Source organism: Nocardiopsis dassonvillei (assembly GCF_964273065.1).
Classification (GTDB): Bacteria; Actinomycetota; Actinomycetes; order Streptosporangiales; family Streptosporangiaceae; genus Nocardiopsis; species Nocardiopsis dassonvillei_B.
In genome coordinates this window covers 1,460,769-1,481,973 of sequence record NZ_OZ186815.1, presented here as the reverse complement: position 1 = coordinate 1,481,973, position 21,205 = coordinate 1,460,769, and the positions used below count along the sequence as shown (strand labels likewise).

The window sequence follows — 21,205 nt, the reverse complement described above, 5'->3', positions numbered from 1 at the left end:
TTCCGGCAGGTTCACCTCCCGTTCGGCACCACCACGGCGCGGCCGGAGACCTCCCCGGCCTCCAGCCGCCGGTACGCCTCCAGGGCGTCCTCCATACCGAACCGCTCCACCTCCGGGCGGATCTGCCCGGCCCGGTACATGTCCACGACCTCCCACAGGTCCTCCACCGTCCCCCAGTAGGTGTTGGTGATGTAGGACTCGTAGGGGTTGGTGAAGAAGGAGAACTCGTGGGTGCCGCCCGCGATGCCGACCACCGTCAGCCGACCGCCCTGCGCCATCGAGGCCGCCGCCGTCGCGATGGTCGGGGTGATCCCCACGAAGTCGAACGCCGCGTCCACGCCCCGGCCGCCGGTGATCTCGCGGATCCGCTCCGCCTGCCGGTCGCCGCCCGCGACGGCCACCGCGCCGTTCTCCTCGGCCCGGGCCAGGGCCTCGGGCTTGACGTCGGTGGCGATCACGGTGGCACCGGTCAGGGCCCTGAGGATCTGCACGCCGATCTGCCCCAGCCCGCCCAGGCCGATCACCAGGGCGTGGCGGCCGCCGCCGGCCAGGTGCGGAAGCGCCTGTTTCACCGCGTGGTAGGGGGTGAGCCCGGCGTCCGCCAGCGGGGCGGCGTCCACCGGGTCGGCGTCGCCCAGGGGCACCAGGTGGTGGGCGGGCACCGTCATGAACTCCGCCATGCCGCCGTCGCGGCCCAGCCCCGTCGCCAGGTAGGGCATCGTCGCCGCGTTCTCGCAGTAGGTGTCCTGCCCGCGCGCGCACTCGCGGCAGTGGCCGCAGCCGATCGGCCCGTACGCCAGGTAGGCGGCGCCGACCTCGACGCGCTCGCTCACGCCCTCGCCGAGTTCCTCGACCCAGCCGGAGTTCTCGTGGCCCAGCACGAACGGCGGCCTCTGCGCGCCCGGCGAGCCCTCCTTGAAGTGTCGGTAGACGCTCACGTCCGAGTGGCAGGCGCCGGCGCCCGCCACCCGCAGCAGCACCTCGCCCGGACCGGGTTTCGGCTTCGGGACGTCGGTCAGCGACGGGAACTGCTCGTAGTTCTCGAAGACCACGGCTCGCATCGGGTGTTCTCCTGCCTGTCGACGGTTCGGCGGCACCGGGCGCACCGGCGTCACTTTGGGCACCCGGTCGACCGCTCGACGCTATCAACACAGGTCAGGGCAGTCGGCCAATGGCGATTCCGGAATCGGTCCGTACTTCTTGACCCGTGAGGCCCCGGGCGATCCGACGCCGGTGGGCGGCCAGGCGGGAGGTCCGGTTGACGGTCAGCGCGCCGACCGTCCGGCCTCCCCGGCGGTAGACGACCTCCAGCCGCCGGTCGGGGAGGTCGTGTTCGAGAACCTCGGCCAGGTCCGCCGCCCGGGGCAGCCCCACCGACCGGATGCGCAGCCCGAACTGGTCGGACCAGAAGGACGGGACCGCGGGCTCCCGCGGCGGCGCCCCGCCCAGCAGGGCGGCCGCCGCGGCGGCGGCGTGGTCCACCGCCTCGCTCCAGTGCCCGAGCGCGAGGTGGGCGGGCGCCCCCGGCCCCGGGAAGGGGTGCGGCGGCGCCGCCACGTCGCCCAGGGCCACGATGTCCGGCACGGCCGAGCCGCGGTGGTCCAGCGCCCTCCTGCGTCCGTCGCACAGCAGTGCGCCGCCCGGGGCCAGGCCGAGCCCGGAGTCCCGCAGCCACGCCGTGTTGGGGCGGGCCCCCAGGGCGAGCACGACGGTGCGGGCCGCCACCCGGCTCCCGTCCGACAGCAGGGCCGAGCCGTCGCGGTCCGGCAGCTCCGCCACGGTGGCGCCCATGCGCAGGTCCACCCCCGCGGCGGCCTGCACGGCGGCCACGAAGGACCCCGCCATCGGGCCGACGGCCGCCTCCAGGGGGGATCCGGCGGGGTCCGCCAGGGTGACCGGCAGCCCCATCGACCGGGCCGCGGAGGCGACCTCGCCGCCCAGGAAGCCCGCGCCGGCCACCAGCACCGGGCCCCCTGCGAGCAGCGCCTCGCGCAGCGCGGCCGCGTCGCGGCGCCCGCGCAGCAGGTGGACGCCCCGCTCGGGGAGGGCGCCCGGGCCGGGCCAGGGGGCGGCCGAGGAGCCGGTGGCGATCACCAGCCCCCCGTAGCGCAGCGCGGTCCCGTCGTCCAGCAGGACCGTGCGGCCGGCCCGGTCCAGCCGGACGGCGGCGCGCCCCAGGACCAGGCGGGCGTCCAGGTCGGCGGGGACCGGCAGCTCGGTGGCGGACACCGGCACCCGCCCGGTCAGCACCTCCTTGGACAGCGGCGGGCGGTCGTAGGGCGGATCGGGTTCGTCGCCGACGAGGACCAGGCGCCCCGTGTACCCCAGCCCGCGCAGGGCGGTCGCGGCCCGCAGCCCGGCCAGTCCCGCCCCCACGACGACGATCGGGTCGGGGGTGCGGCTCACTGCTCCGCCCCCCGGACCGTGATGGCCCGCAGCGGGCAGTCCGCGGCCGCCCGGAGGGCCGACCGGGCCGTCTCCGGGGCCGGGGCGGGGTCGTACACGAGGTTCTCGTCGTCGTCGAAGGAGAAGACGTCGGGGGCGGCGAAGACGCAGCGGCCGTTGTTGTCGCACACGGCGCGGTCGACGTGGATCCTCATCGGTGGTCTCCGTTGGGGGTGGCAGGGGCGGTCGGCGGGTTGAACCTGGAGTACAGGGGTGTTCCGGGGGACAGCAGGCCGGCGCCGGGGAGCGACACGGTGCGCTCGACCCCGAACTCGACCGTGCGGTCGGTGCCGTCCCACCGGATGCGGGCGGCACCGGTGAGCTGGAGGACGGCGCCGGTCTCCCAGTCGGGGAACAGCAGGCCCGCCCGCGGCCGCTCCCACAGGTTGCCCAGGGTGTTGAACATGGCGTTGCCGACGTAGTCGGGCCAGGAGAGCCGGGTGGGGGAGTGGACCCGCACGAACCCCGGGGAGCCGCCGCGGTGGCTGGCGTCGGCGTCGCCGCCGGGGGCCGCGGTGGCGATGAAGAAGGTGTCCGCGGCGCCCACCAGGTCCCGCTGCCGCGGGGACAGGCGGTCCCCGGTGGCGGCCGCGCCCCGGCGGTCGGCCGGGGCCGGGTGCGGGACGCGCTTCTGGATGTACTTGGGGCAGTTGGAGTAGACCTGGTCGGTGGTGACGCGCAGCCCTCCGGGCCGGGGGTGCGCGACGCCGTTGATCCTCATCCGCCGCCGGGTGGCGGGGTCGATGGCCAGGAGTCCGACGCGGGCGGGAGCGCCTCCCAGGGTTCCGTCCAGGGGGTCGCCCGCGCCGGGCAGGGCGTCCACCTCCAGGGTGCGGGGGCCGGTGGCGCGCAGGAACCCGGCCGGGCCGCCGAGCAGGGAGCACCACGGGTCCCCGTTCCCGTCGACGGCGCCGACGGCCAGCGAGGTCCGCTCGGCGAGGAAGGCGACGGCGACGTCGGGGATCTCCGTGCGGATCGCCCCGTCGGAGAACGCGGCCTGGTCGGCCAGTCCCGCCCGTTCCTGGACGGCGCGCTCGCCGGGGTGGTACCGGGTGCCCATGGTCTCTCCTCGGGTCTGGGGGGCTCGGGTCGCGGGGCCCCGGACGGCGAAGCCGGTCCGGGGCGGTGCGGCGGGCGCCTCCGGGCGCCCGCCGGGGTCGGTCGCGGGTCTAGAAGAAACCGCAGGTGGGGGCGGCACCGGAGGGGGCCGGGGCGGACTCGGCGCCGGTGGGCGCGTAGATCTCCAGGCGGATCCCGTCCGGGTCGTGGAAGAAGATCCCGCCGGATGCGGCGCCCTCGCCGTGGGGGACCACGCCGTCGTAGGCGAACTCCACGGCCAGCTCCAGCAGCACACTCTCGGCGGCCCGGACCTCCTCGATGTCCTCCACCTGGAAGGAGAGGTGGTGCAGCCCGGAAGCGGCCCGGTCGAAGGGCGTCCGGGCCTGCCGCCACAGGGTGAGGAGCAGCTTGCCCTCCCGGCCCAGGAAGGCGAACTCGCGCCCCTCCTCCTCGCCCTCTCCCAGGACCTCGAAGCCGAAGACCCGCACGTAGAAGTCGCGCGAACGGCCGAGGTCGGTGACGTTCAGGCCCACGTGCCCGGTGGCGAGGGCGGTCGGTGCCATGACTGCAACTCCTTGGATCGTCGGGTGTAACCGGTGAAAGTGACTTTAGGGGTTAGACGACGAAGGAGTCAACCTGTAAAATCCATTTAGATGGTTATCGCAGGTGGCTGGTACCATCCGGCCACCGCGGACTCCCGCCGCGGGGCCGCAGACGGAGGAAGGGGGTGCGGGACCGGTGCTCGACCGACCGCTCCTGGGCGAACCGCTCGCGATGGACCTGCTCAACACCCGCTGGATCGCGGGCGGGGCCCACCACGACCTCCTCCGGGCCCCAGGCGGCCTGGAGCGGTGGCTCGCCGACAACGGCCTGACCGGCCGCTTCCCCGCAGACGAGGCCGTCCTGCCCCCGCTCCTGCGCGTCCGGACCGCCCTCGCCGCCCTCGTCGCCGACCCCGGGTCCCCCGCCGCGGCCGCCGAGCTCAACGCCGTCCTGGCCCGCGGCAGTGTGCGCCGGGTCCTGGGCGAACGGGGCCCCGACACCGCCGTGGACCTCGACGACCCCTCCTGGGGGCCCGCCTGGGCGGCCGCCGCCGACTACCTCGACCTGCTCCGGGCCCCGGACCGCATCCGCCGCTGCGGCCACCCCGACTGCGTCCTGTACTTCTTCGACACCTCCAAGAACGGCACCCGCCGCTGGTGCTCCATGGCGGGCTGCGGCAACCGCGCCAAGGCCGCCCGCCACCAGGCCCGGGCCCGGGCGGACCGCACCGCCTGACCGGCCCCGGCCCCCGGGATGCGCGGGCCTGGAGGGAACACCCCGACGCGGCGCGATGAGTCCTGCGGCCCCCGAGGGTCCGTACGGGTGAACGAACCCGTCCGGATCCGGAGGACACCGTGACCGCACCCGAACCCGCAGCCGCGCCGGCTGCCCGCCCCGACCGCCGGGCCCTGCTCGGCCTGGCCGTGCTGGCCCTGCCCACCCTGCTGCTGTCCGTCGACATGAGCGTCCTGCACCTGGCGCTGCCCCACCTGGCCGCCGACCTGGACCCCACCGGGCCGCAGCTGCTGTGGGCGGTGGACGCCTACGGCTTCATGATCGCCGGGTTCCTCGTCACCATGGGCACCCTGGGCGACCGCATCGGCCGCCGCCGACTGCTGCTCATCGGGGCCGCCGCCTTCGGCGCGGCCTCCGCCGCGGCGGCGTTCGCGCCCACCGTCGAGGTCCTCATCGCCACCCGGGCCCTCATGGGCGTCGCCGGGGCCACCCTCATGCCCTCCACGCTCGGCCTCATCGGCGGCATGTTCCCCGACCCGCGCCACCGGGCCGCCGCCATCGCCGTCTGGAGCAGCTGCTTCATGGGCGGCACCGCCCTGGGCCCCGTGGTCGGCGGCGTGCTCCTGCACTGGTTCTGGTGGGGCTCGGTGTTCCTGCTCGGGGTGCCCGTCATGGCCCTGCTCCTGGTGTGCGGGCCGCTGCTGCTGCCCGAGCAGCGCTCCGACCACCCCGGCCGCCTCGACCTGGTCAGCGTCGCCCTCTCGCTGGCCGCCGTGCTGCCCGTCGTCCACGGGCTCAAGTCGCTCGCCGACGGCCACGACCCGGCGGTCCCCCTGCTCACCGCCGCCGCCGGGCTGGCCGCCGGGACGCTGTTCGTCCGCCGCCAGCTCCGCCTGGCCGACCCGCTCCTGGACCTGCGCCTGTTCCGGGTGCCCTCCTTCGGCGCCGCCCTGGGCGTGATGGCGGTCGGCGCCCTCGCCATGGGCGGCACCTTCCTGCTCATCAGCCAGTACTTCCAGCTCGTCGCCGGGTACCCGCCGCTCACCGCGGGCCTGTGGCTGGTGCCCCCGTCGCTGGCGATGATCGCCGCCACCCTGGCGGCCCCGCCCCTGGCCGCCCGGGTCGGCCGCGCCGCCGTCATCGGCGGCGGCATGTTCGTCACCGCCGCGGGCTTCGCCGTCCTGGCCCTGGCCCCCGCCCAGGACGGGGCGCCCGCCGTCATGGCCGGACTGCTGCTCGCCTCGATGGGGCTCGGCCCCGGCGCCGCACTGGTCGCCGACATCGTCATCGGGTCGGCTCCCCCCGAACGCGCCGGTGCCGCCGCCTCCCTCTCCGAGACCAGCGGAGAACTCGGCATCGCCCTGGGCATCGCCCTCATCGGCAGCCTCTCCGCCGCCGTCTACCGCGCCGGGGTGACCCCGCCCCCCGGCGTCCCCGAGGAGGCCGGGAGCACCCTGGCCCAGGCCGTCGACATCGCCCGCACCCTGCCCGACGCCACGGCCGCCGCCCTGCTCGGCCCGGCCCGCGAGGCGTTCACCTCCGGACTCAACCTGGCCGGTGCCGTCGGCGCCGTCGCGATGGCCGTGTTCGGTGCGGCCGCCCTGTTCCTGCTGCGCTCCCCGGAGAGATCCGCCGGGCCCGATGAGTCCGGGGCTCCGGCCGGGTCGGTACGGGTGAAGCGCTGAGACCCCGGACCACGAGGAGAGACCATGGCGAATCTCGACAGCATGCTGCTGGCCAGCACCGACCCCGACCGCCTGCACGACTGGTACGCCACCGCACTGGAGCCGCACTCCGACGACGACGTCGACTCCTACCGGGTGCTGCGGTTCGGCCACTTCCACCTGCTCATCGACCGGCGCGAGGACGTGGGCCCCCAGGCCGCCGACGCCGCGCGCATGATCATCAACTTCGACGTGGAGGACGCCCGCGCCGTCGCCGCGCGGATGGACGCCCTGGGCACCAGGTGGATCGCCCCGCTGGAGGACCGCGACGGCAGCCTGTTCGCCACCGCGGCCGACCCCGACGGCAACTACGTCCAGCTCATCCAGCTCGGCGCCGAGCACCGCGCGGCCATGGCCGCGGCCGAGACCGATTCCTAGGAGGGGGCATGTTCGACGGCAGCCGGGCCTTCGGGTCCTTCGCGGTACCGGACACCGACCGGGCGCGGGAGTTCTACGGGGGGACCCTGGGGCTGGACGTGCGACCGGTCCCGGGCATGGAGGAGGAGGGGCTGATCCGGATCGGGCTCTCCGCCGGCCACGGCATCCTCGTGTACCCCAAGCCCGACCACGTGCCCGCCGCGTACACCGTCCTCAACCTCGTCGTGGACGACATCGGGGCCGCGGTGGACGAGCTCGCCGCCCGCGGCGTTCGCACCCTGCGCTACCCGGGCTTCGACCAGGACGAGAAGGGGATCGCGCACGGTGAGCCGTCCGTCGCGTGGTTCGCCGATCCGGCCGGAAACGTGGTTTCTGTCATACAGGAGGCGTAGCGTGTCGGTCGTGGTGGAACAGACGACGGACCAGGACTTCGCGCGGCTCGCCGACCCCTATCGGCGCGAGCTGTACGCCCACTGCTACCGGATGCTCGGCTCGGTGCACGACGCCGAGGACCTGGTGCAGGAGACGTACCTGCGCGCGTGGAAGGCCTACGACCGGTTCGAGGGCCGGTCCAGCCTGCGCACCTGGCTGCACCGCATCGCCACCACGGCCTGCCTCACCGCGCTGGAGCGCAGACGGCGGCGGCCCCTGCCCACCGGACTGGGCGGGCCCGCCGCCGACCCCTCGGCCGAACTGGCCGACGGGGCCGAGGTGCCCTGGCTGGAGCCGGTGCCCGACTCCCTGGTCGGTGCCGACGACCCGGGCACCGTGGTCGCCGCCCGCACCGGGGTGCGCCTGGCCCTGGTGGCCGCACTCCAGTACCTCCAGCCGCGCCAGCGCGCCGTGCTGGTACTGCGCGACGTACTGCGGCTGTCGGCCGCCGAGGTCGCCGACATCCTGGAGACCTCCGTCCCGGCGGTCAACAGCCTGCTCCAGCGGGCCCGGGCGCAGCTGTCCCGCAACGCCCCCGTGGAGGAGGAGATCGTCGAGCCGGCCGACGCCAAGGAGATCCTGGCCCGCTACGTGGCGGCGTTCGAGACCTACGACGCCTCGGCGATCACCGCGGTGTTCACCGAGGACGCGGTGTTCGAGATGCCGCCGTTCCTCACCTGGGTCCAGGGCGGCGCGCACATCGCGGAGCTGATCTCCGTGCACTGCCCGGCCGCGGCCGCCGGGGACATGGCGCTGGTGCCGGTCCGGGCCAACGGGCAGCCCGGGTTCGGGCTGTACATGCGCGACGCGGAGGGCGTCCACCGGGCGTTCGGGCTCCAGGTGCTGGACCTGGAGCCGAGGGGCGTGCGGCACACGGCGATGTTCTTCGACACCTCGCTGTTCGCCCGCTTCGGACTCCCCGACCGACTCTGAACCCTCCGCTGTCACGGGGCCGGTCGCCCCGGTCCCGCATTCCGCACATATCCTTCTTGCCGGGGCGAAGTCGGCGGCTCTAGCGTCCGGAAGCGTTTCTGCTATGGTCCGCGTCTCGCCTTCAGGCGGTCTGGAAATGTTTCCGACCTCGGGCATCGCGTGACCGGAGCTTCGATGACGTCTTCACGCGCCACCCTCATCCAGGTGGCGGAACGGGCGGGGGTCTCCCTGGCCTCCACCTCCCGGGCCCTGCACGGGAGCGGCGCCAGCGCGGCCATGGTCGAACGCGTGCGCGCGGCCGCCGAGGAGCTCGGCTACAGCCCGGACGCGAGCGGCCGCTCGCTGCGGATGAAGAAGACCTTCCAGATCGCCTTCGCCGTCGCCGACATCGGCGACCGCGTCCACGTCGAGATGATGACCGCGATCCACGAGGTGCTGGCCCCGCACGGGTACCGCGTCGTCGTCCTGACGACCGGCGCCACCGCGGCCTCCACCGCCGAGCTGGTCCGCAGCCTCGGCGGAGGCTTCGTCGACGGGATGGTCCTCGTCCCCCCGCGCACCGACGACCTGCTCATCGACTCCCTCCGGCAGTGCGACGTGCCGGTGGTGGTGGTCGGCCGCCTGCTCGGCGACCACGGCATCGACTCCGTCTCCAGCGACTCCGCCGCCGGTATCGGCCAGGCGGTCCTGCACCTGCGGGAGACCGGCCGCCGCCGCATCGGCTTCCTCGGCGGCCCTCCCGACAGCGCCCGCGGCGAGGTGCGCCTGCGCGGCTTCGAGGCGGCCGTCGGAGGCGACGGCGCCCTCCGCGCCCCCGTCGAGACCGCCGAGGACTTCACCGTCGCGGCGGGCACGGTCGCGGCCCGGCGCCTCCTCGACCGGGCCGCCGCGGACGGGGAACCGCTCGACGCGGTGGTCGCCGCCGACGACCTGCTGGCGATCGCGGCCATCTCCGTCGCGCGGGAGCGCGGCCTGTCGGTCCCGGGGGACCTCGCGGTGACCGGCATGGACGACACCGAGCTGGGACGGATCTTCCAGCCGGCCCTGACCAGCGTCTCCCTCGGGTCGGCCGAGCGAGGCCGCTCCGCCGCCCGGATCATGCTGGACCTGGTCCGGGGCCGGGAGGAGGAGGCCCGGCAGGTCCGGGTGGGGCCCCGGCTCATCGTCCGCGAGTCGAGCCGCGCCGGCGGCCCCGGAACCGGCACGTGACGCCGCTCCCCGGTTCGGGCCCCTCCCCGGGCACGGGGCACCGCCCTGCCGGAGGGCACCCGCAGGGACGTGCGCGGGCGCGACCCGCCTCCCCACGGCGGCCGTCACCGGCCGGGCCCGCCTCGTGGACGGGTCGACGGGCGGCGACGCGCTGTGGTCCCACATCGAGCGGTTCGGCACCGGCCGCGTGGCGCGGGTCGTGGTCGCCCACCGGACCCCGGAGGTGCCCGACGCCCCGGACCGGCCCCGCGGGTCCTACGGGTACATCGAGGAGAACGCGGACACGTACTTCCGCGACGGGACCCCCGGCACCGGGCGCGGGGCGCCGCTCCGGCGGGGCGGGACGTCCGCCGTACGGCTGCTCCGGGTCGTCCGGGGCACCGACCCCGCCCCCAGGGAGCAGGAGAGGGAGCCGCTGAACGACCGCGCCGGCCGCGACCGGCGCGTGGCGATCGCGGGCGCGGACGTGCCGGCGCTCTTCGTGGCGGGGGAGCGGAGCGCGGTCCGGCCCGCGGAGCACGCGGCGGCCTCGGCCGCCCCGAACCCGAGGGCCTCCGCGGCCGTGGTGCGATGGGCGGGGCACGCGGTCGACACGGAGGGGTTCAGGGCCTTCGACCGCGGCCCCGTGGAGTGCCTGCGGCGTGGGGCCGCCACGGCCCGGCGTCCGCGGAAGGCAGGGCGGCGCGGCTCCGCCGGGGGGGCGATCGTGTGACGGCGCCTTCCGGGCGGTCCGGTGGAAGGGGGGTTTCCGCGGGGGCGGCGGCGGGATAGCGTGCGCTCGTCTGGGAGCGCTCCCAGAATCCGACGGAAGGAGCAGAACGTGTTACGCACCCTCCTGCGCGCGGCACTCACCGCCGCGCTCGCCCTGGTCGCCCTCGCCCCGGTTCCGGCGGCGGCCTCCGAGAACTGCGCGGCCCGAGCATCCGTGACCTCCTCCTGGGGGAGCGGCTTCGTCGCGCTGGTCACCGTGACCAACACCGGGGACGCCCCGGTCCCGAGCTGGTCCGCCACCTGGACGCACCCGGCGGGGCAGGCCGTCACCGCGGGCTGGAACGCCGGGTTCGAGCACGACGGGAACGCGGTCACCGCCCGCAGCGTCGCATGGAACGCCGGCCTCGCGCCCGGCGCCTCCGCCGAGTTCGGGGTGCAGGGGACCACCACCGGCGGGGAGGTCGAGTTCACCGGACTGGCCTGCGCGTTCGGGGACGAAGGCAACGAAGATGAAGAGGGGGACGCGGTGCGGATCATGCCGCTGGGGGACTCCATCACGGGCTCGCCGGGATGCTGGCGGGCGCTGCTGTGGAAGGACCTCGTGGACGCGGGCCACGAGGTGGACTTCGTCGGCACCCTGCCGGGTGACGGCTGCGGGTTCGCCTACGACGGCGAGCACGAGGGGCACGGGGGCCACCTGGTCACCAACGTGGCGGCGCAGGGGCTGCTCACCGGCTGGCTGGAGCGGAGCGACCCGGACACGGTGCTCATGCACTTCGGCACCAACGACGTCTGGAGCGGGATTCCCACGGCCGACATCCTGGCGGCCTACGACACCCTGCTGGCGCAGATGCGGGCGCACGACCCGGGTATGCGGGTGCTGGTCGCGCAGATCATCCCGATGGACCCCGACCGCAGCTGCGCGACCTGCGGGCAGGGGGTCCAGGACCTCAACGCGGCGATCCCGGCCTGGGCGGCGGCCAACACGACCGCGGAGTCGCCGGTCACCGTCGTCGACCAGTGGACCGGGTTCGACACCGACGAGGACACCTACGACGGGGTGCACCCGTCGGCGAGCGGCGACCGCAAGATCGCCGACCGCTGGTTCGCGGCCCTGGCTCCGTGACACCGGGCGGGCCGGGTGGGGTCACCGCCCGGCCCGCCGCTAGGCTCCGGTTCATGGTCTCCCGGCTCACAACGCTTCCGGCCGCCGCGGCGCTGGCAGTCCTCGCGACGGCGTGCGCGCCCGCGGCGGGGACGCTGCCCGAGGGCGGGTTCGACTACCAGCTCGGCGGGGGCTACAGGCCGCCCGCGGGTGTGGAGGTCGTGGTGCTCGACTCCACGGAGGAGCCGGCCCCGGGCTCGTACCCGGTCTGCTACGTCAACGGGTTCCAGACCCAGCCGGGCGAGGAGGGGCGGTGGCTCGACGAGGGGCTGGTCCTGCTAGACGGGGAGGGGGAGCCGGTGGCCGACCCCGGCTGGCCGGACGAGCTGCTGCTGGACACCTCCGACCCGGCCGGGCGCGAGCGGATCGCGGAACTGCTGGCGGAGACCGTCGCGGGGTGCGCGGAGGCGGGCTTCGCGGCGGTGGAGTTCGACAACCTGGACTCTTACACGCGCTCGGACGGGGCGCTCACCGCCGAGGACAACCTCGCCCTCGCCGAGGAGCTGGTCGCGGTCGCCCACGACGAGGGGATGCTCGCGGCGCAGAAGAACACCGCGGGGGAGACCGAACGCGCCCGGGAGGCGGGCTTCGACTTCGCGGTCGCCGAGTCCTGCGCGGCCTGGGGCGAGTGCGAGTCCTACACGTCCGTGTACGGGGCCCAGGGCGTGCTCGACATCGAGTACCCGGACACGCTCCGGGAGCGGGGGCTGACCTTCGCCGATGTGTGCGCGGACCCGGACACCCCGCCGCGCACCATCCTGCGCGACCTCGACCTGGTGCCCGACGGTGCCGAGGGGTACTTGTACGAGACCTGTCGATAACGGACGGTAAGCGTGCCCGATGGTCACGTTTTCATTGCCGATCCCCGGGAAAAGCGGCTCCCAAGTGCGGACATTCCGCTCACGCCCGCCGGTACCGCCGACCCCGCGGCGTTCGGAAAGCGCAGGGATCGCTACCGACCGTGTACGCAGAGCCCCGACGTGGTGCACAATGAAGTCGTCGGTGTTCCCTTCCTGGAACTTTCACACACCGACAGGCCCCGGGGGTGCTCCGCATCCCCGGGGTTTTTGCTTTCACCCGGTTTTCCCGCCCGCGCACCCGTCCTGCGTATAAAGTAATGGTTCGAGAGCTTTGTCCGATTCTCAAGAAGTTTGAAAATCACCTGGTTCTCAGTGGGATCTCCGCAGGTCATCGACTGACCGGATTCAATCGGTGGTTGCAACACCGCCCTGTGCTCCCCGCGCACGCGGGGATGGTCCCGGAAAGGCGGTCGCGACCACGGCGGCGGGGTGGTGCTCCCCGCGCACGCGGGGATGCTCCCTGGGAATTGCTTTGGCCGGATGTCTCCCTAATGCGTTTCCCACATCCGGAGATTGATGGCAAGGGCTTATAAGGGGCATTCATATGCAAACCTGACACCCGGATCCTTTGGCGTCCGATGGCAGACGAGAATGAACACCGTGGACGGATATAGTTCGGGAGAAGAAATCATGGCAGCTGAACCGGTCGAACCGCACGACATGGTAACGGAGTTGGCTGAGGCTCTGGCCGATCGTGGACTAGTGCTGGTACCCGCTGCCTACCTGGAAGAGCTCGAGGACATCGCCGATAGTGCGGCGATCGAGGCTCATGCCGACGAGGATACCGCCCCTTTTCGGGTCGAGGACTACGCGTGAGCCGTTGCATGGTCGAGGCCACCACGTCGGCGCAGAAGGAAATGCGCGAACTTGATGCTTTGGTGCGTAAACGTGTTGTCCGAGCGATTGCCGAACTCGCCAAGGATCCTTGTCCTGATGATTGCAAGAAACTCAAAGCTCGGGACGTCTACCGTATCCGCATCGGTGACCATCGCGTGATCTACGCGATCGATGACGGCACCGCCTTGCCACATGTGGGCATCGAGTCAAGCCGCCATAACCTGATGCTCTGCGGATCCTGATCGGAGATGTGGCGCCTTCGGAGTCACGAGGAGGCTTCTCCTCGCGCGCAGGGGGTGGGCGAGGTCGCGGAGACAGGGGGTTCTCCTTGCACATACGGGAGTCCCCACACCAGGCCGTCGGGACGGCGGAACAGGGAGTGCTCCCCGGAGGGGCGGCCCGGGGGCCGGGGGAGCGGGGGTGCTCCCGGCGGCAGCGGCCGGGAGCACCCCCGCTCGGTCGCGGTGTGCGGGGTCGGGGATCAGCAGCTCAGGTTCGAGCCGGTGGTGGTGCCGAGGATCTGGGTGAACTGCGTGAACTTGTTGATGCGGCTCTGGACCTGCGCCGGGTTGCGGCCGTCGCACTCCATCGCGCCGTTGATCGAGCGGATCGTCTGGCCGAAACCGTGGCCGTTGACGATGGCGTTGTGGGGCGTCATCGTGCCGGGGCCGTTCTGGGTGTTCCAGTACCAGAGGGCGGTCCGCCAGGCGACCGAGGCGTTCTGCTCGACCAGGTAGGGGTTGTTCAGCAGGTCGATGCCGAGCGCGTCACCGGCGGCCTTGTAGTTGAAGTTCCAGCTGAGCTGGATCGGGCCGCGGCCGTAGTAGGCGGCCTGTCCGGCGGGGCAGCCGTAGGGCTGGCTCCAGTCGCAGTAGTGCGGGTAGTTCGCCTCGTTGGTCTCCCTGACGTGCACCAGCCCGCCGGTCTCGTGGCTGACGTTGGCGAGGAAGGCGGCCGCCTCGCGCTTGCGCACCTCGGTGCTGCCGGTGTTGGCGAACGCGGGGTAGGAGCTGAGGGCGGCGGTCAGGCCGCTGTAGGTGTAGAAGGGGTTCCGGTTCGGGAACATCTGGTTGAACTGGGCCTCGCTGACGACGAAGCCGCTGGGGTTCGGCTCCTCGCCGCCTCCGCAGGCGCCCTTGTCGGCCCAGACGTCCGAGGCGCCGGGACGCTCGTTCTGCGTCCACCACCTGGCGGTGTAGTTGCGGCCGTTGTAGGAGGCTTCGCCGCCTCCGGTGTAGACGGCCGAGGCGTTCCAGGCGGGGGCGCAGACGGCGGCCTGGGCGGCGGCTGCGGGGACGACGATGAGCACGGTGGCGAGCGCGCCGAGCGCGGCCAGCTGGCTCAAGAGACGTCGGAACACGTGGTCACACTCCTTGGATGCGGCGCGGTGTCCGACCGCGCCGCCAGGGGGTGCCGTCAACTGAACAAGAGTGGTCTAGACCTGTCAATACCAGTTCGGCGAGGAACTTCCGGGGCCCCGGGCCGGGGTTCCGGCGGACCGCCCTCCCCGGGGTTCGAGAGGGAGCGGCGGCCCGGGAGCGCAGAGGTTGGTTGAGAGCGCTAACAAAGGGGTTTTGGAAGCGTTTTCCTATGTGAGGAGGGCTTTCGCGGTATGGACCGGATGGGATATGTTAGCGCCCACCGGTCTGCTCGGCGCCCGGCGGGCGTTCACCGGGCACGCGACCGCATCGGCTGTGAAGGAGCTTCGGGTGGCCCAGACCCCATCGACCCCCGGCGCCGCCCGGGAACCGGCGATGACCGACGTCGCCCGCCTGGCCGGAGTGTCCCACCAGACGGTGTCCCGTGTCCTCAACGGCCACCCCAACGTCCGCGAGCAGACCCGCCTGCGGGTGCGCGCCGCCATCGAGCAGCTCGGCTACCGGCCCAACCGCGCGGCCCGCGCCCTGGCGACCGGCAGGTCGCAGCTCATCGGTGTCGTGGCCCAGAACTCGACCCTGTTCGGCCCCTCCTCGCTGCTGGCGGCCTTCGAGCTGGCCGCCGCCGCCCGGGGCTTCGTCGTCAGCGTCCGCCGGGTCCGGGTGCTGGACCGGGGCTCCATCGCGGAGGCCGTCGACCACCACCTGGAGCAGCGTGCCGCCGGGATCGTGGTGATCGCCCCCACCGCCGCCGCCGACGAGGCGCTGGCCGCCGTCCCGCCGGACATCCCGCTGGTCGCCGTGGACGGCGACCCCGCGCGCGGCGACACCCTGGTGACGGTGGACCAGCAGGCCGGTGCCCGGCTGGCCACCCGCCACCTGCTGGACGCCGGGCACCGCACCGTCTGGCACGTCGCCGGGCCCTCCGAGTGGTTCGACGCCGCCGACCGCGAGCGGGGCTGGCGGCGGACCCTGGAGGAGGCCGGCGCGGAGGTGCCGCCGGTGAGCCCCGCCGACTGGAGCGCCGCCTCCGGCTACCGGGCCGGGCTGATGCTCGCCCGCATGCCCGAGGTCACCGCGGTGTTCGCCGCCAACGACCACCTGGCCCTGGGCCTGCTGCGGGCGCTGTCGGAGCGGGGCCGGGCCGTTCCCGGCGACGTGAGCGTCGTCGGCTTCGACGACGTCCCCGAGGCCGCCTACTTCATCCCGCCCCTGACGACCGTGCGCCCCGACTTCGCCACGGTCGCCGCCGAGACCCTGGACGTGCTGCTGTCCTGCATGTCCGGTGAGCCCACGGCCTCCACCCGCAGGACGATCACGCCCACGCTCGTGGAGCGCGACAGCGTGGCCGCCCCGCCCGGGTAGGCGGGGCGGCCGCACCGGTCAGGCCGAGGCCGGCTCCCGGGCCCCCGGGGCGGGCGCCGGCCCGCCCTCCCCTGGCCCGTCCCGGCGGATGCGCAGGCCGAACACCGCCCCGCCCGCGCCGACCCGCTGCTTGTTGTAGATGTCGAAGGCCACCGCCAGCAGCAGCACCAGCCCCTTGATGAGCTGCTGCCAGTCCACGCCGAGCCCGATCAGGGACATCCCGTTGTTGAGGACGCCCATGACCAGGGCGCCGATGACGGCCCCCACCACCGTGCCCACCCCGCCGGACGCCGACGCGCCCCCGATGAACGCGGCCGCGATGGCGTCGAGCTCGAACATGGTGCCCGCACCCGGGGTGGCCGCGTTGAGCCGTGCCGTGAACACCAGCCCCGCCAGCGCCGACAGCGCCCCCATGTTGACGAACACCCAGAAGGTGGTCCGCTGCGTGCGGATGCCCGACAGGGCCGCCGCCCGCTCGTTGCCGCCCACCGCGTAGATCCGCCGCCCCAGGGTCGTGGAGCGGGTCACGAACGAGTACCCGGCGATCAGGGCCACCAGCAGCAGCCCCACCAGGGGCAGGCCGTTGCGGGCGGCCAGCGCGAACGCGAACGCCAGGATCGCCGCCACGAGCACCGCCGAGGCGGCCGCCGTCACCGCCGCGGGCTGCACCGGCAGCCCGTGCGCCCGGGTCCTGGCCCGGGCGCGCCACTGGATCCACACCACGACGGCCGCGCCCGCCGCCCCCAGCAGCAGGGTCGGCAGGTGCGGGCCCTCGCTCTGGCCGGGGAGGAAGCCGCCCGCGATCTGCCGCAGGGACGAGGGCAGGTGGGCGATGGACTCGCCGCCCAGGACGGCCAGGGTGGCACCGCGGAACACGAGCATCCCGGCGAGGGTGACGATGAACGCCGGAACCCGCACGTACGCGATCCAGAACCCCTGCCAGGCGCCGATGGCCGCACCCAGCAGCAGCGCCAGGGGCACCACCGCGACGGTCGGCAGCCCCCACGAGGTGAGCATGATCGCCGACACGGCGCCGGTGAAGGCCACCACCGAGCCGACCGACAGGTCGATGTGCCCGGTGACGATCACCAGCATCATCCCGATGGCCAGGATGAGGATGTAGGAGTTCTGGAGGATCAGGTTGGTGATGTTGAGCGGGGTCAGCAGCAGCCCGCCCGTGAGGATCTGGAAGAGGATGATGATGGCGACCAGCGCCACCGCCATCCCGTACCGGCGGGTGTCGCCGCGGAGCAGGGTCGCGAGCCCGGCCCGTCCGGTGGTCGTGTGCTTCATGGCCGGTCCCCGGTTCTCGTCATCAGTCTCATCAGGGTCTCCTGGTCGGCCGCGGCGGCGGGCACCTCGCCGGTGAGGCGGCCCTCGCACATGGTGTGGACGCGGTCGCACATGCCCAGCACCTCGGCCAGCTCCGAGGAGATGAGCAGGACGGCGGCGCCCTCGGCGGCCAGCCTGCGGATGATCAGGTGGATCTCGTACTTGGCGCCGACGTCGATGCCGCGGGTCGGCTCGTCCAGGATCAGCAGCTCGGGGCGGGTGAACATCCACTTGGCCAGGACGACCTTCTGCTGGTTGCCGCCGCTGAGCGTGCGCACGGTCCCGGCGGCGACGTTCCCGCGCACGTGCAGCTCCTCGCTCATCCGCCGGGCCTCGACGGTCTCCCGCGCCTGGTCGATGACCCCGTGGCGCGAGACGCGGTGCAGCCCGGCCAGGGTGGTGTTGCGCCGGATGTCCTCGTCGAGCAGCAGCCCGAGGGTCTTGCGGTCCTCGGGCACGTAGGCCAGGCCGCCGCGGACGGCCGCGGCGACGTCGGGGACGGGCAGCGGCTCGCCGTCCTTGAGCAGCGTGCCCCGCACGTACCTCCCGTAGGAGCGGCCGAACAGGCTCATCGCGAACTCGGTGCGCCCGGCCCCCATGAGTCCGGCCAGCCCGACGATCTCGCCCGCGCGCAGGTCGATGTCGACGCCGTCGACCATGCGCCGCCCCGGCTGGGTGGGGTGGTCGACGGTCCAGTCGCGCACCTGGAACCTGACGGGGCCGACCTCTCCGACGGGTTCGGGGTAGAGGCGGTCCAGGGAGCGCCCGACCATGCCGCGGATGATCCGGTCCTCGTCCACCGAAGGGGTCCCGTCGGAGTCGCGGTCCACGGTGAGCGTCTCGATGGTGCGCCCGTCCCGCAGGATGGTGATCTCGTCGCTGACGTCCACCACCTCGCCGAGCTTGTGCGAGATGAGGATGCAGGTGACGCCCTGGTCGCGCAGTTCGCGGAGCAGGTCCAGCAGCCGCAGGCTCTCGGTCTCGTTCAGCGCGGAGGTGGGCTCGTCCAGGATGAGCAGGCGGACCCGCTTGGCCAGCGCCTTGGCGATCTCCACGAGCTGCTGGGCCCCGATGCCGAGCGCCGACACCGGCACGTCCGGGTTCTCGTCCAGGCCCACCCGGAGCAGCAGCTCGCGGGCGCGGGCGTGGGTGGCGTCCCGGTCCAGGACTCCGAACCGGGTGACCTCGTGCCCCAGCAGGACGTTCTCGGCGATGGACAGCTGCGGGATGAGGGCCAGCTCCTGGTGGATGATGGCGATGCCCGCCCGCTCGCTGTCGGCCACGCCGGTGAACGCGCAGGGTACCCCGTCCAGGACGATGTCCCCGGTGTACGTGCCGGCGGGGTGGACCCCGCTGAGCACCTTGACGAGGGTGGACTTGCCCGCCCCGTTCTCGCCCATGAGGGCGTGGATGCGGCCTTCGCCCACCTCCAGCGAGACCTCGTCCAGGGCCACCATCCCGGGGAACTCCTTGCGGATGCCCCGCATGCTCAGCAGCGGCTCCGGCGGGGCGCCCGGACCGCGGGCGCCCGGCTCCGGAGCGCCGGTCACAGCTCCGACTCCTCGTAGTAGCCGCTCTCGACGAGCACCTCGCGGTAGTTGTCGATGTCGACGGACACGGGCTCCAGGAGGTAGGCGGGGACCGTCTTGACGTCGTTGTCGTAGGTCTCGGTGTCGTTGACGGGCACCTCCTCCCCGGCGAGCAGCGCCTCGACCATGTCGACGGTCTGGGCGGCCAGGGCCCGGGTGTCCTTGAACACGGTCTGGGTCTGCTCCCCGGCGATGATGGAGCGGACCGACGACAGCTCGGCGTCCTGCCCGGTGACGACGGGCAGGGGCAGGTCGCCGGTGCCGTAGCCGACGGCGCGCAGCGACTCGATGACGCCCAGGCTGATGCCGTCGAACGGGGAGAGCACGGCGTGCAGCTCCTCGTCGGAGTAGTGGGCGCTGAGCAGGTTGTCCATCCGGGACTGGGCGATGGCCCCGTCCCAGCGCTGGGTGGCGATCTGCTCCATCTCCGTCTGCCCGCTGGGGATCTCCAGGGTCCCGTCGTCGAGGTACGGCTGGAGCACCGACATCGACCCGTCGTTGAAGAAGTAGGCGTTGTTGTCGTCGGGGGAGCCGCCGAACACCTCCAGGTTGAACGGGCCCTCCTCGCCGTCCTCCAGCCCGAGCGAGTCGACGATGTACTCGGCCTGGAGCACACCGACCTCGAAGTTGTCGAAGGTGGCGTAGTAGTCGACGTTCTCGCTGCCCATGATGAGCCGGTCGTAGGCGATCACGGGGATGCCGCTGTCGGCGGCGGTGTCGAGCACGTCGCCCAGGGCCTCGCCGTCGATCGCGGCGATGACGAGGACGTCCGCGCCCCGGGTGATCATGTTCTCGATCTGCGAGATCTGGTCGGGGACGACGTCCTCGGCGTACTGGAGGTCGGTGCCGAAACCGCGGGCCTCGAACTCGGCGACCATGTTCTGGCCGTCGTTGATCCACCGCTCGGAGGACTGGGTGGGCATCGAGATGCCGACGAGGCCGTTCTCGCCCTCGGAGCGGGCGGCGTCGCCGACACCGTTGCAGGCGGTGAGCAGGAGGGCCGATACGGCGAGCAGCGCGGTGCCGGCCGTGCGTGAGCTGTGCGGCATGGGGTTCGCTTTCGTGTCGGTGCGGATGGGAGGTGGGCGGGGGAGGGCCGCCGCGACGTCCGCAGGAGCGCCGCGGCGGCCGGGCCGGGCGGGGCCGGTGTCAGACCCGGACGTACTCGATGCCGGTCAGCCGGCACAGGACGTGCCAGTCCTCGGCGCGGTGGCCGGTGTTCATGACCATGTGGTGGGTGCCGCCCGCCCGCAGCCAGGCGTCCATGCACCCCCGCACGCCGGTGTCGGGCCGGAAGTGCCCGTAGGGCATCTCCAGCGCGGGGAGCGCGGGGGCGTCGAGGACCTCCCCCTCGGCGACGACCAGCCGGAAGCGGTCGCCGCCCAGGGCGACCAGGGAGGCCAGGGTCGCCGGGCCGGGCCGGTACCGGAACAGCACGGTGGGCGGGTCGGCCAGGCCGCCGATGCCCAGGGGGCGCTTGATGAGGCGCACGGGTTCGTCCTCCCTGGCCAGCCGCCAGTTGCCCTCGCCCATGTGGCTCATGAGGATGGAGTCGCCGGGGAAGTCCATCGCGTACATCTCGGTGAAGTGGCCGTCCCCCGCCAGGCGGTGGCCCGCGTAGACGACCGAGGCGGCGAGCACGTCGCCCTCGCCCGCGAACCCGTACCCCTTGGCCATCAGCGTGGAGGCGGCGGCCATGGGCAGCCGGGTGAAGCGGCCGTCCTCGCCGATCGCGTCGAAGTGCGTGGAGTAGGCCCCGCAGCCGGACGCCTCCAGCAGCCGTTCGATGCCCAGCTGCATGCGGGCGTGGTCCTCCCGCTCCTCCTTGGAGAGGCGTCCGTCCACGTCGAACACCGTGTCCTCCCAGGACATGAGCTCGCGGACGGGTTCCTCGGGCAGCTCGGCCATGGTGCGGTGCAGGGCGCCCGGGGCGATGACGTGGACCTCGGGGCCGACCACGCGCAGCAGCGCGGTCTCGTCGACCCGCGCGTCGCCCATGCCGTTCATGGGGTAGCCGAACACGCCGACCCGCAGCCGCCGCAGTGCGCACACGGCGCGGGCGGCCCGGGCCCAGCGGCCGACCCGGTCGGCGAACTCCGGGCTCTCCCAGTCGCCGGTGACGACCTCGAACGGCACCTGCGCGCGGACCAGCGCGTTGGCGGTGTCCTGGGCGCCGTGGATGCCCTGGTTGTAGGTCATGTCGGCCATGTCCCAGGACGTGCTCACGGCGGGTTCCGGCTGGATGTTGGCCAGCGCCAGAGGCAGCCGCGCCCCGGCCAGGGCCCGGGTCACCCGCAGTGACGGACCGTAGGTCAGCATGACCACCAGGACCCCGTCGAGGCCGGCCTCCTCGAACTCCCGCACCGCCCGCTCGGCGTCCTCGCGCCCGCGCACCGGCGGGGCGACGGTCCACTCGGCGGTCCCGGAGAGCCGGTCCGCGACCCGGGCGGCGTACCGCGCCTGGTGCTCGGTGATGCCGGGGATCATGTCGTCGTAGAGCGGCTGCATGATG

22 protein-coding genes are annotated in these 21,205 nt (G+C 73.4%); 12 read left to right on the top strand and 10 right to left on the bottom strand.

Features of this window, described 5'->3' with window-relative positions; genetic code table 11:
* Nucleotides 1–11 precede the first annotated feature (11 nt).
* The 5 genes from ACSUPR_RS06635 to ACSUPR_RS06615 all read right to left on the bottom strand — a co-directional run bounded on the left by ACSUPR_RS06635 (nt 12) and on the right by ACSUPR_RS06615 (nt 4,067).
* The gene (locus ACSUPR_RS06635; protein WP_436890169.1) at nt 12–1,061 is read right to left on the bottom strand and encodes an NAD(P)-dependent alcohol dehydrogenase; all 1,050 of its coding nucleotides are present in this window, start codon (nt 1,059–1,061) and stop codon (nt 12–14) included.
* A gap of 94 nt (nt 1,062–1,155) precedes the next feature.
* A complete protein-coding gene (locus ACSUPR_RS06630) occupies nt 1,156–2,406 on the bottom strand; it encodes an NAD(P)/FAD-dependent oxidoreductase (RefSeq protein WP_436890167.1) in 1,251 nt (416 codons plus the stop codon).
* Nucleotides 2,403–2,600: a ferredoxin gene (locus ACSUPR_RS06625; RefSeq protein WP_436890166.1), complete on the bottom strand. Its 198-nt coding sequence runs from the start codon at nt 2,598–2,600 to the stop codon at nt 2,403–2,405. Before ACSUPR_RS06625 ends, ACSUPR_RS06630 begins: the two co-directional genes overlap by 4 nt.
* Nucleotides 2,597–3,505: a pyridoxamine 5'-phosphate oxidase family protein gene (locus ACSUPR_RS06620; RefSeq protein WP_436890164.1), complete on the bottom strand. Its 909-nt coding sequence runs from the start codon at nt 3,503–3,505 to the stop codon at nt 2,597–2,599. The genes ACSUPR_RS06625 and ACSUPR_RS06620 overlap by 4 nt, the downstream gene beginning before the upstream one ends.
* A 109-nt stretch (nt 3,506–3,614) precedes the next feature.
* Nucleotides 3,615–4,067 (bottom strand): VOC family protein, encoded by a 453-nt coding sequence (locus ACSUPR_RS06615; RefSeq protein WP_436890162.1) that lies wholly within the window; start codon nt 4,065–4,067, stop codon nt 3,615–3,617.
* A 175-nt stretch (nt 4,068–4,242) separates the two neighbouring features.
* On the opposite strand from ACSUPR_RS06615, the gene ACSUPR_RS06610 reads away from it, so the two are divergent.
* The 11 genes from ACSUPR_RS06610 (at nt 4,243) to ACSUPR_RS06560 (ending at nt 13,273) form a co-directional block, all read left to right on the top strand.
* Nucleotides 4,243–4,782 carry a CGNR zinc finger domain-containing protein gene (locus tag ACSUPR_RS06610; RefSeq protein ID WP_436890160.1) on the top strand — a complete coding sequence of 180 codons (540 nt, stop codon included), beginning with the start codon at nt 4,243–4,245 and terminating at the stop codon, nt 4,780–4,782.
* A 224-nt stretch (nt 4,783–5,006) separates the two neighbouring features.
* Nucleotides 5,007–6,467, top strand: a complete 1,461-nt coding sequence (locus ACSUPR_RS06605; RefSeq protein WP_436891897.1) for an MFS transporter — start codon at nt 5,007–5,009, stop codon at nt 6,465–6,467.
* A 24-nt stretch (nt 6,468–6,491) separates the two neighbouring features.
* Nucleotides 6,492–6,884, top strand: a complete 393-nt coding sequence (locus ACSUPR_RS06600) for a VOC family protein (RefSeq protein WP_436890158.1) — start codon at nt 6,492–6,494, stop codon at nt 6,882–6,884.
* Nucleotides 6,885–6,892: 8 nt separating this feature from the next.
* On the top strand, nt 6,893–7,276 hold the full coding sequence (locus ACSUPR_RS06595; protein ID WP_436890156.1) for a VOC family protein: 384 nt from the start codon (nt 6,893–6,895) through the stop codon (nt 7,274–7,276).
* Nucleotide 7,277: 1 nt separating this feature from the next.
* A complete protein-coding gene (locus ACSUPR_RS06590; protein WP_436890154.1) occupies nt 7,278–8,249 on the top strand; it encodes a sigma-70 family RNA polymerase sigma factor in 972 nt (323 codons plus the stop codon).
* 174 nt (nt 8,250–8,423) lie between these two features.
* Entirely contained in the window at nt 8,424–9,458 is a 1,035-nt protein-coding gene (locus ACSUPR_RS06585) for a LacI family DNA-binding transcriptional regulator (RefSeq protein ID WP_436890152.1), read from the top strand.
* 124 nt (nt 9,459–9,582) lie between these two features.
* Nucleotides 9,583–10,170 (top strand): hypothetical protein, encoded by a 588-nt coding sequence (locus tag ACSUPR_RS06580; RefSeq protein WP_436890150.1) that lies wholly within the window; start codon nt 9,583–9,585, stop codon nt 10,168–10,170.
* Nucleotides 10,171–10,278: 108 nt separating this feature from the next.
* Nucleotides 10,279–11,295, top strand: coding sequence for a cellulose binding domain-containing protein (locus ACSUPR_RS06575; protein ID WP_436890148.1), 1,017 nt, complete (start codon nt 10,279–10,281; stop codon nt 11,293–11,295).
* Nucleotides 11,296–11,348: 53 nt separating this feature from the next.
* Nucleotides 11,349–12,155, top strand: coding sequence for an endo alpha-1,4 polygalactosaminidase (locus ACSUPR_RS06570; protein WP_436890146.1), 807 nt, complete (start codon nt 11,349–11,351; stop codon nt 12,153–12,155).
* A 669-nt stretch (nt 12,156–12,824) separates the two neighbouring features.
* The gene (locus ACSUPR_RS06565; protein WP_436890145.1) at nt 12,825–13,010 is read left to right on the top strand and encodes a hypothetical protein; all 186 of its coding nucleotides are present in this window, start codon (nt 12,825–12,827) and stop codon (nt 13,008–13,010) included.
* Nucleotides 13,007–13,273, top strand: coding sequence for a type II toxin-antitoxin system RelE family toxin (locus ACSUPR_RS06560; protein WP_436890143.1), 267 nt, complete (start codon nt 13,007–13,009; stop codon nt 13,271–13,273). The genes ACSUPR_RS06565 and ACSUPR_RS06560 overlap by 4 nt, the downstream gene beginning before the upstream one ends.
* A gap of 239 nt (nt 13,274–13,512) precedes the next feature.
* Here ACSUPR_RS06560 and ACSUPR_RS06555 read toward each other — a convergent pair whose 3' ends face one another.
* Nucleotides 13,513–14,391, bottom strand: coding sequence for a glycoside hydrolase family 19 protein (locus ACSUPR_RS06555; protein WP_436890142.1), 879 nt, complete (start codon nt 14,389–14,391; stop codon nt 13,513–13,515).
* Between the two features lie 394 nt (nt 14,392–14,785).
* On the opposite strand from ACSUPR_RS06555, the gene ACSUPR_RS06550 reads away from it, so the two are divergent.
* Nucleotides 14,786–15,772: a LacI family DNA-binding transcriptional regulator gene (locus ACSUPR_RS06550; RefSeq protein WP_436891896.1), complete on the top strand. Its 987-nt coding sequence runs from the start codon at nt 14,786–14,788 to the stop codon at nt 15,770–15,772.
* Nucleotides 15,773–15,790: 18 nt separating this feature from the next.
* On the opposite strand, the gene mmsB is transcribed toward ACSUPR_RS06550, so the two are convergent.
* The 4 genes from mmsB to ACSUPR_RS06530 all read right to left on the bottom strand — a co-directional run bounded on the left by mmsB (nt 15,791) and on the right by ACSUPR_RS06530 (nt 21,201).
* Nucleotides 15,791–17,065: a multiple monosaccharide ABC transporter permease gene (gene mmsB, locus ACSUPR_RS06545; protein WP_436890140.1), complete on the bottom strand. Its 1,275-nt coding sequence runs from the start codon at nt 17,063–17,065 to the stop codon at nt 15,791–15,793.
* Nucleotides 17,062–18,591: an ATP-binding cassette domain-containing protein gene (locus ACSUPR_RS06540; RefSeq protein WP_436891895.1), complete on the bottom strand. Its 1,530-nt coding sequence runs from the start codon at nt 18,589–18,591 to the stop codon at nt 17,062–17,064. The genes mmsB and ACSUPR_RS06540 overlap by 4 nt, the downstream gene beginning before the upstream one ends.
* A 59-nt stretch (nt 18,592–18,650) precedes the next feature.
* The gene (gene chvE / locus ACSUPR_RS06535) at nt 18,651–19,742 is read right to left on the bottom strand and encodes a multiple monosaccharide ABC transporter substrate-binding protein (RefSeq protein WP_436890139.1); all 1,092 of its coding nucleotides are present in this window, start codon (nt 19,740–19,742) and stop codon (nt 18,651–18,653) included.
* A 100-nt stretch (nt 19,743–19,842) separates the two neighbouring features.
* Nucleotides 19,843–21,201 (bottom strand): L-fucose/L-arabinose isomerase family protein, encoded by a 1,359-nt coding sequence (locus ACSUPR_RS06530; RefSeq protein WP_436891893.1) that lies wholly within the window; start codon nt 21,199–21,201, stop codon nt 19,843–19,845.
* Between the last annotated feature and the right edge of the window lie 4 nt (nt 21,202–21,205).

Bases quoted from the DNA above. Each gene is read 5' to 3' on its own strand.
- ACSUPR_RS06530 (WP_436891893.1), bottom strand. From the start codon at position 21,201: ATGCAGCCGCTCTACGACGACATGATCCCCGGCATCACCGAGCACCAG.
- ACSUPR_RS06540 (WP_436891895.1), bottom strand. From the start codon at position 18,591: ATGCGGGGCATCCGCAAGGAGTTCCCCGGGATGGTGGCCCTGGACGAG.
- ACSUPR_RS06635 (WP_436890169.1), bottom strand. From the start codon at position 1,061: ATGCGAGCCGTGGTCTTCGAGAACTACGAGCAGTTCCCGTCGCTGACC.
- ACSUPR_RS06625 (WP_436890166.1), bottom strand. From the start codon at position 2,600: ATGAGGATCCACGTCGACCGCGCCGTGTGCGACAACAACGGCCGCTGC.
- ACSUPR_RS06570 (WP_436890146.1), top strand. From the start codon at position 11,349: ATGGTCTCCCGGCTCACAACGCTTCCGGCCGCCGCGGCGCTGGCAGTC.
- chvE (WP_436890139.1), bottom strand. From the start codon at position 19,742: ATGCCGCACAGCTCACGCACGGCCGGCACCGCGCTGCTCGCCGTATCG.
- ACSUPR_RS06620 (WP_436890164.1), bottom strand. From the start codon at position 3,505: ATGGGCACCCGGTACCACCCCGGCGAGCGCGCCGTCCAGGAACGGGCG.
- ACSUPR_RS06585 (WP_436890152.1), top strand. From the start codon at position 8,424: ATGACGTCTTCACGCGCCACCCTCATCCAGGTGGCGGAACGGGCGGGG.
- ACSUPR_RS06565 (WP_436890145.1), top strand. From the start codon at position 12,825: ATGGCAGCTGAACCGGTCGAACCGCACGACATGGTAACGGAGTTGGCT.
- mmsB (WP_436890140.1), bottom strand. From the start codon at position 17,065: ATGAAGCACACGACCACCGGACGGGCCGGGCTCGCGACCCTGCTCCGC.
- ACSUPR_RS06615 (WP_436890162.1), bottom strand. From the start codon at position 4,067: ATGGCACCGACCGCCCTCGCCACCGGGCACGTGGGCCTGAACGTCACC.
- ACSUPR_RS06605 (WP_436891897.1), top strand. From the start codon at position 5,007: ATGAGCGTCCTGCACCTGGCGCTGCCCCACCTGGCCGCCGACCTGGAC.
- ACSUPR_RS06595 (WP_436890156.1), top strand. From the start codon at position 6,893: ATGTTCGACGGCAGCCGGGCCTTCGGGTCCTTCGCGGTACCGGACACC.
- ACSUPR_RS06550 (WP_436891896.1), top strand. From the start codon at position 14,786: ATGACCGACGTCGCCCGCCTGGCCGGAGTGTCCCACCAGACGGTGTCC.
- ACSUPR_RS06600 (WP_436890158.1), top strand. From the start codon at position 6,492: ATGGCGAATCTCGACAGCATGCTGCTGGCCAGCACCGACCCCGACCGC.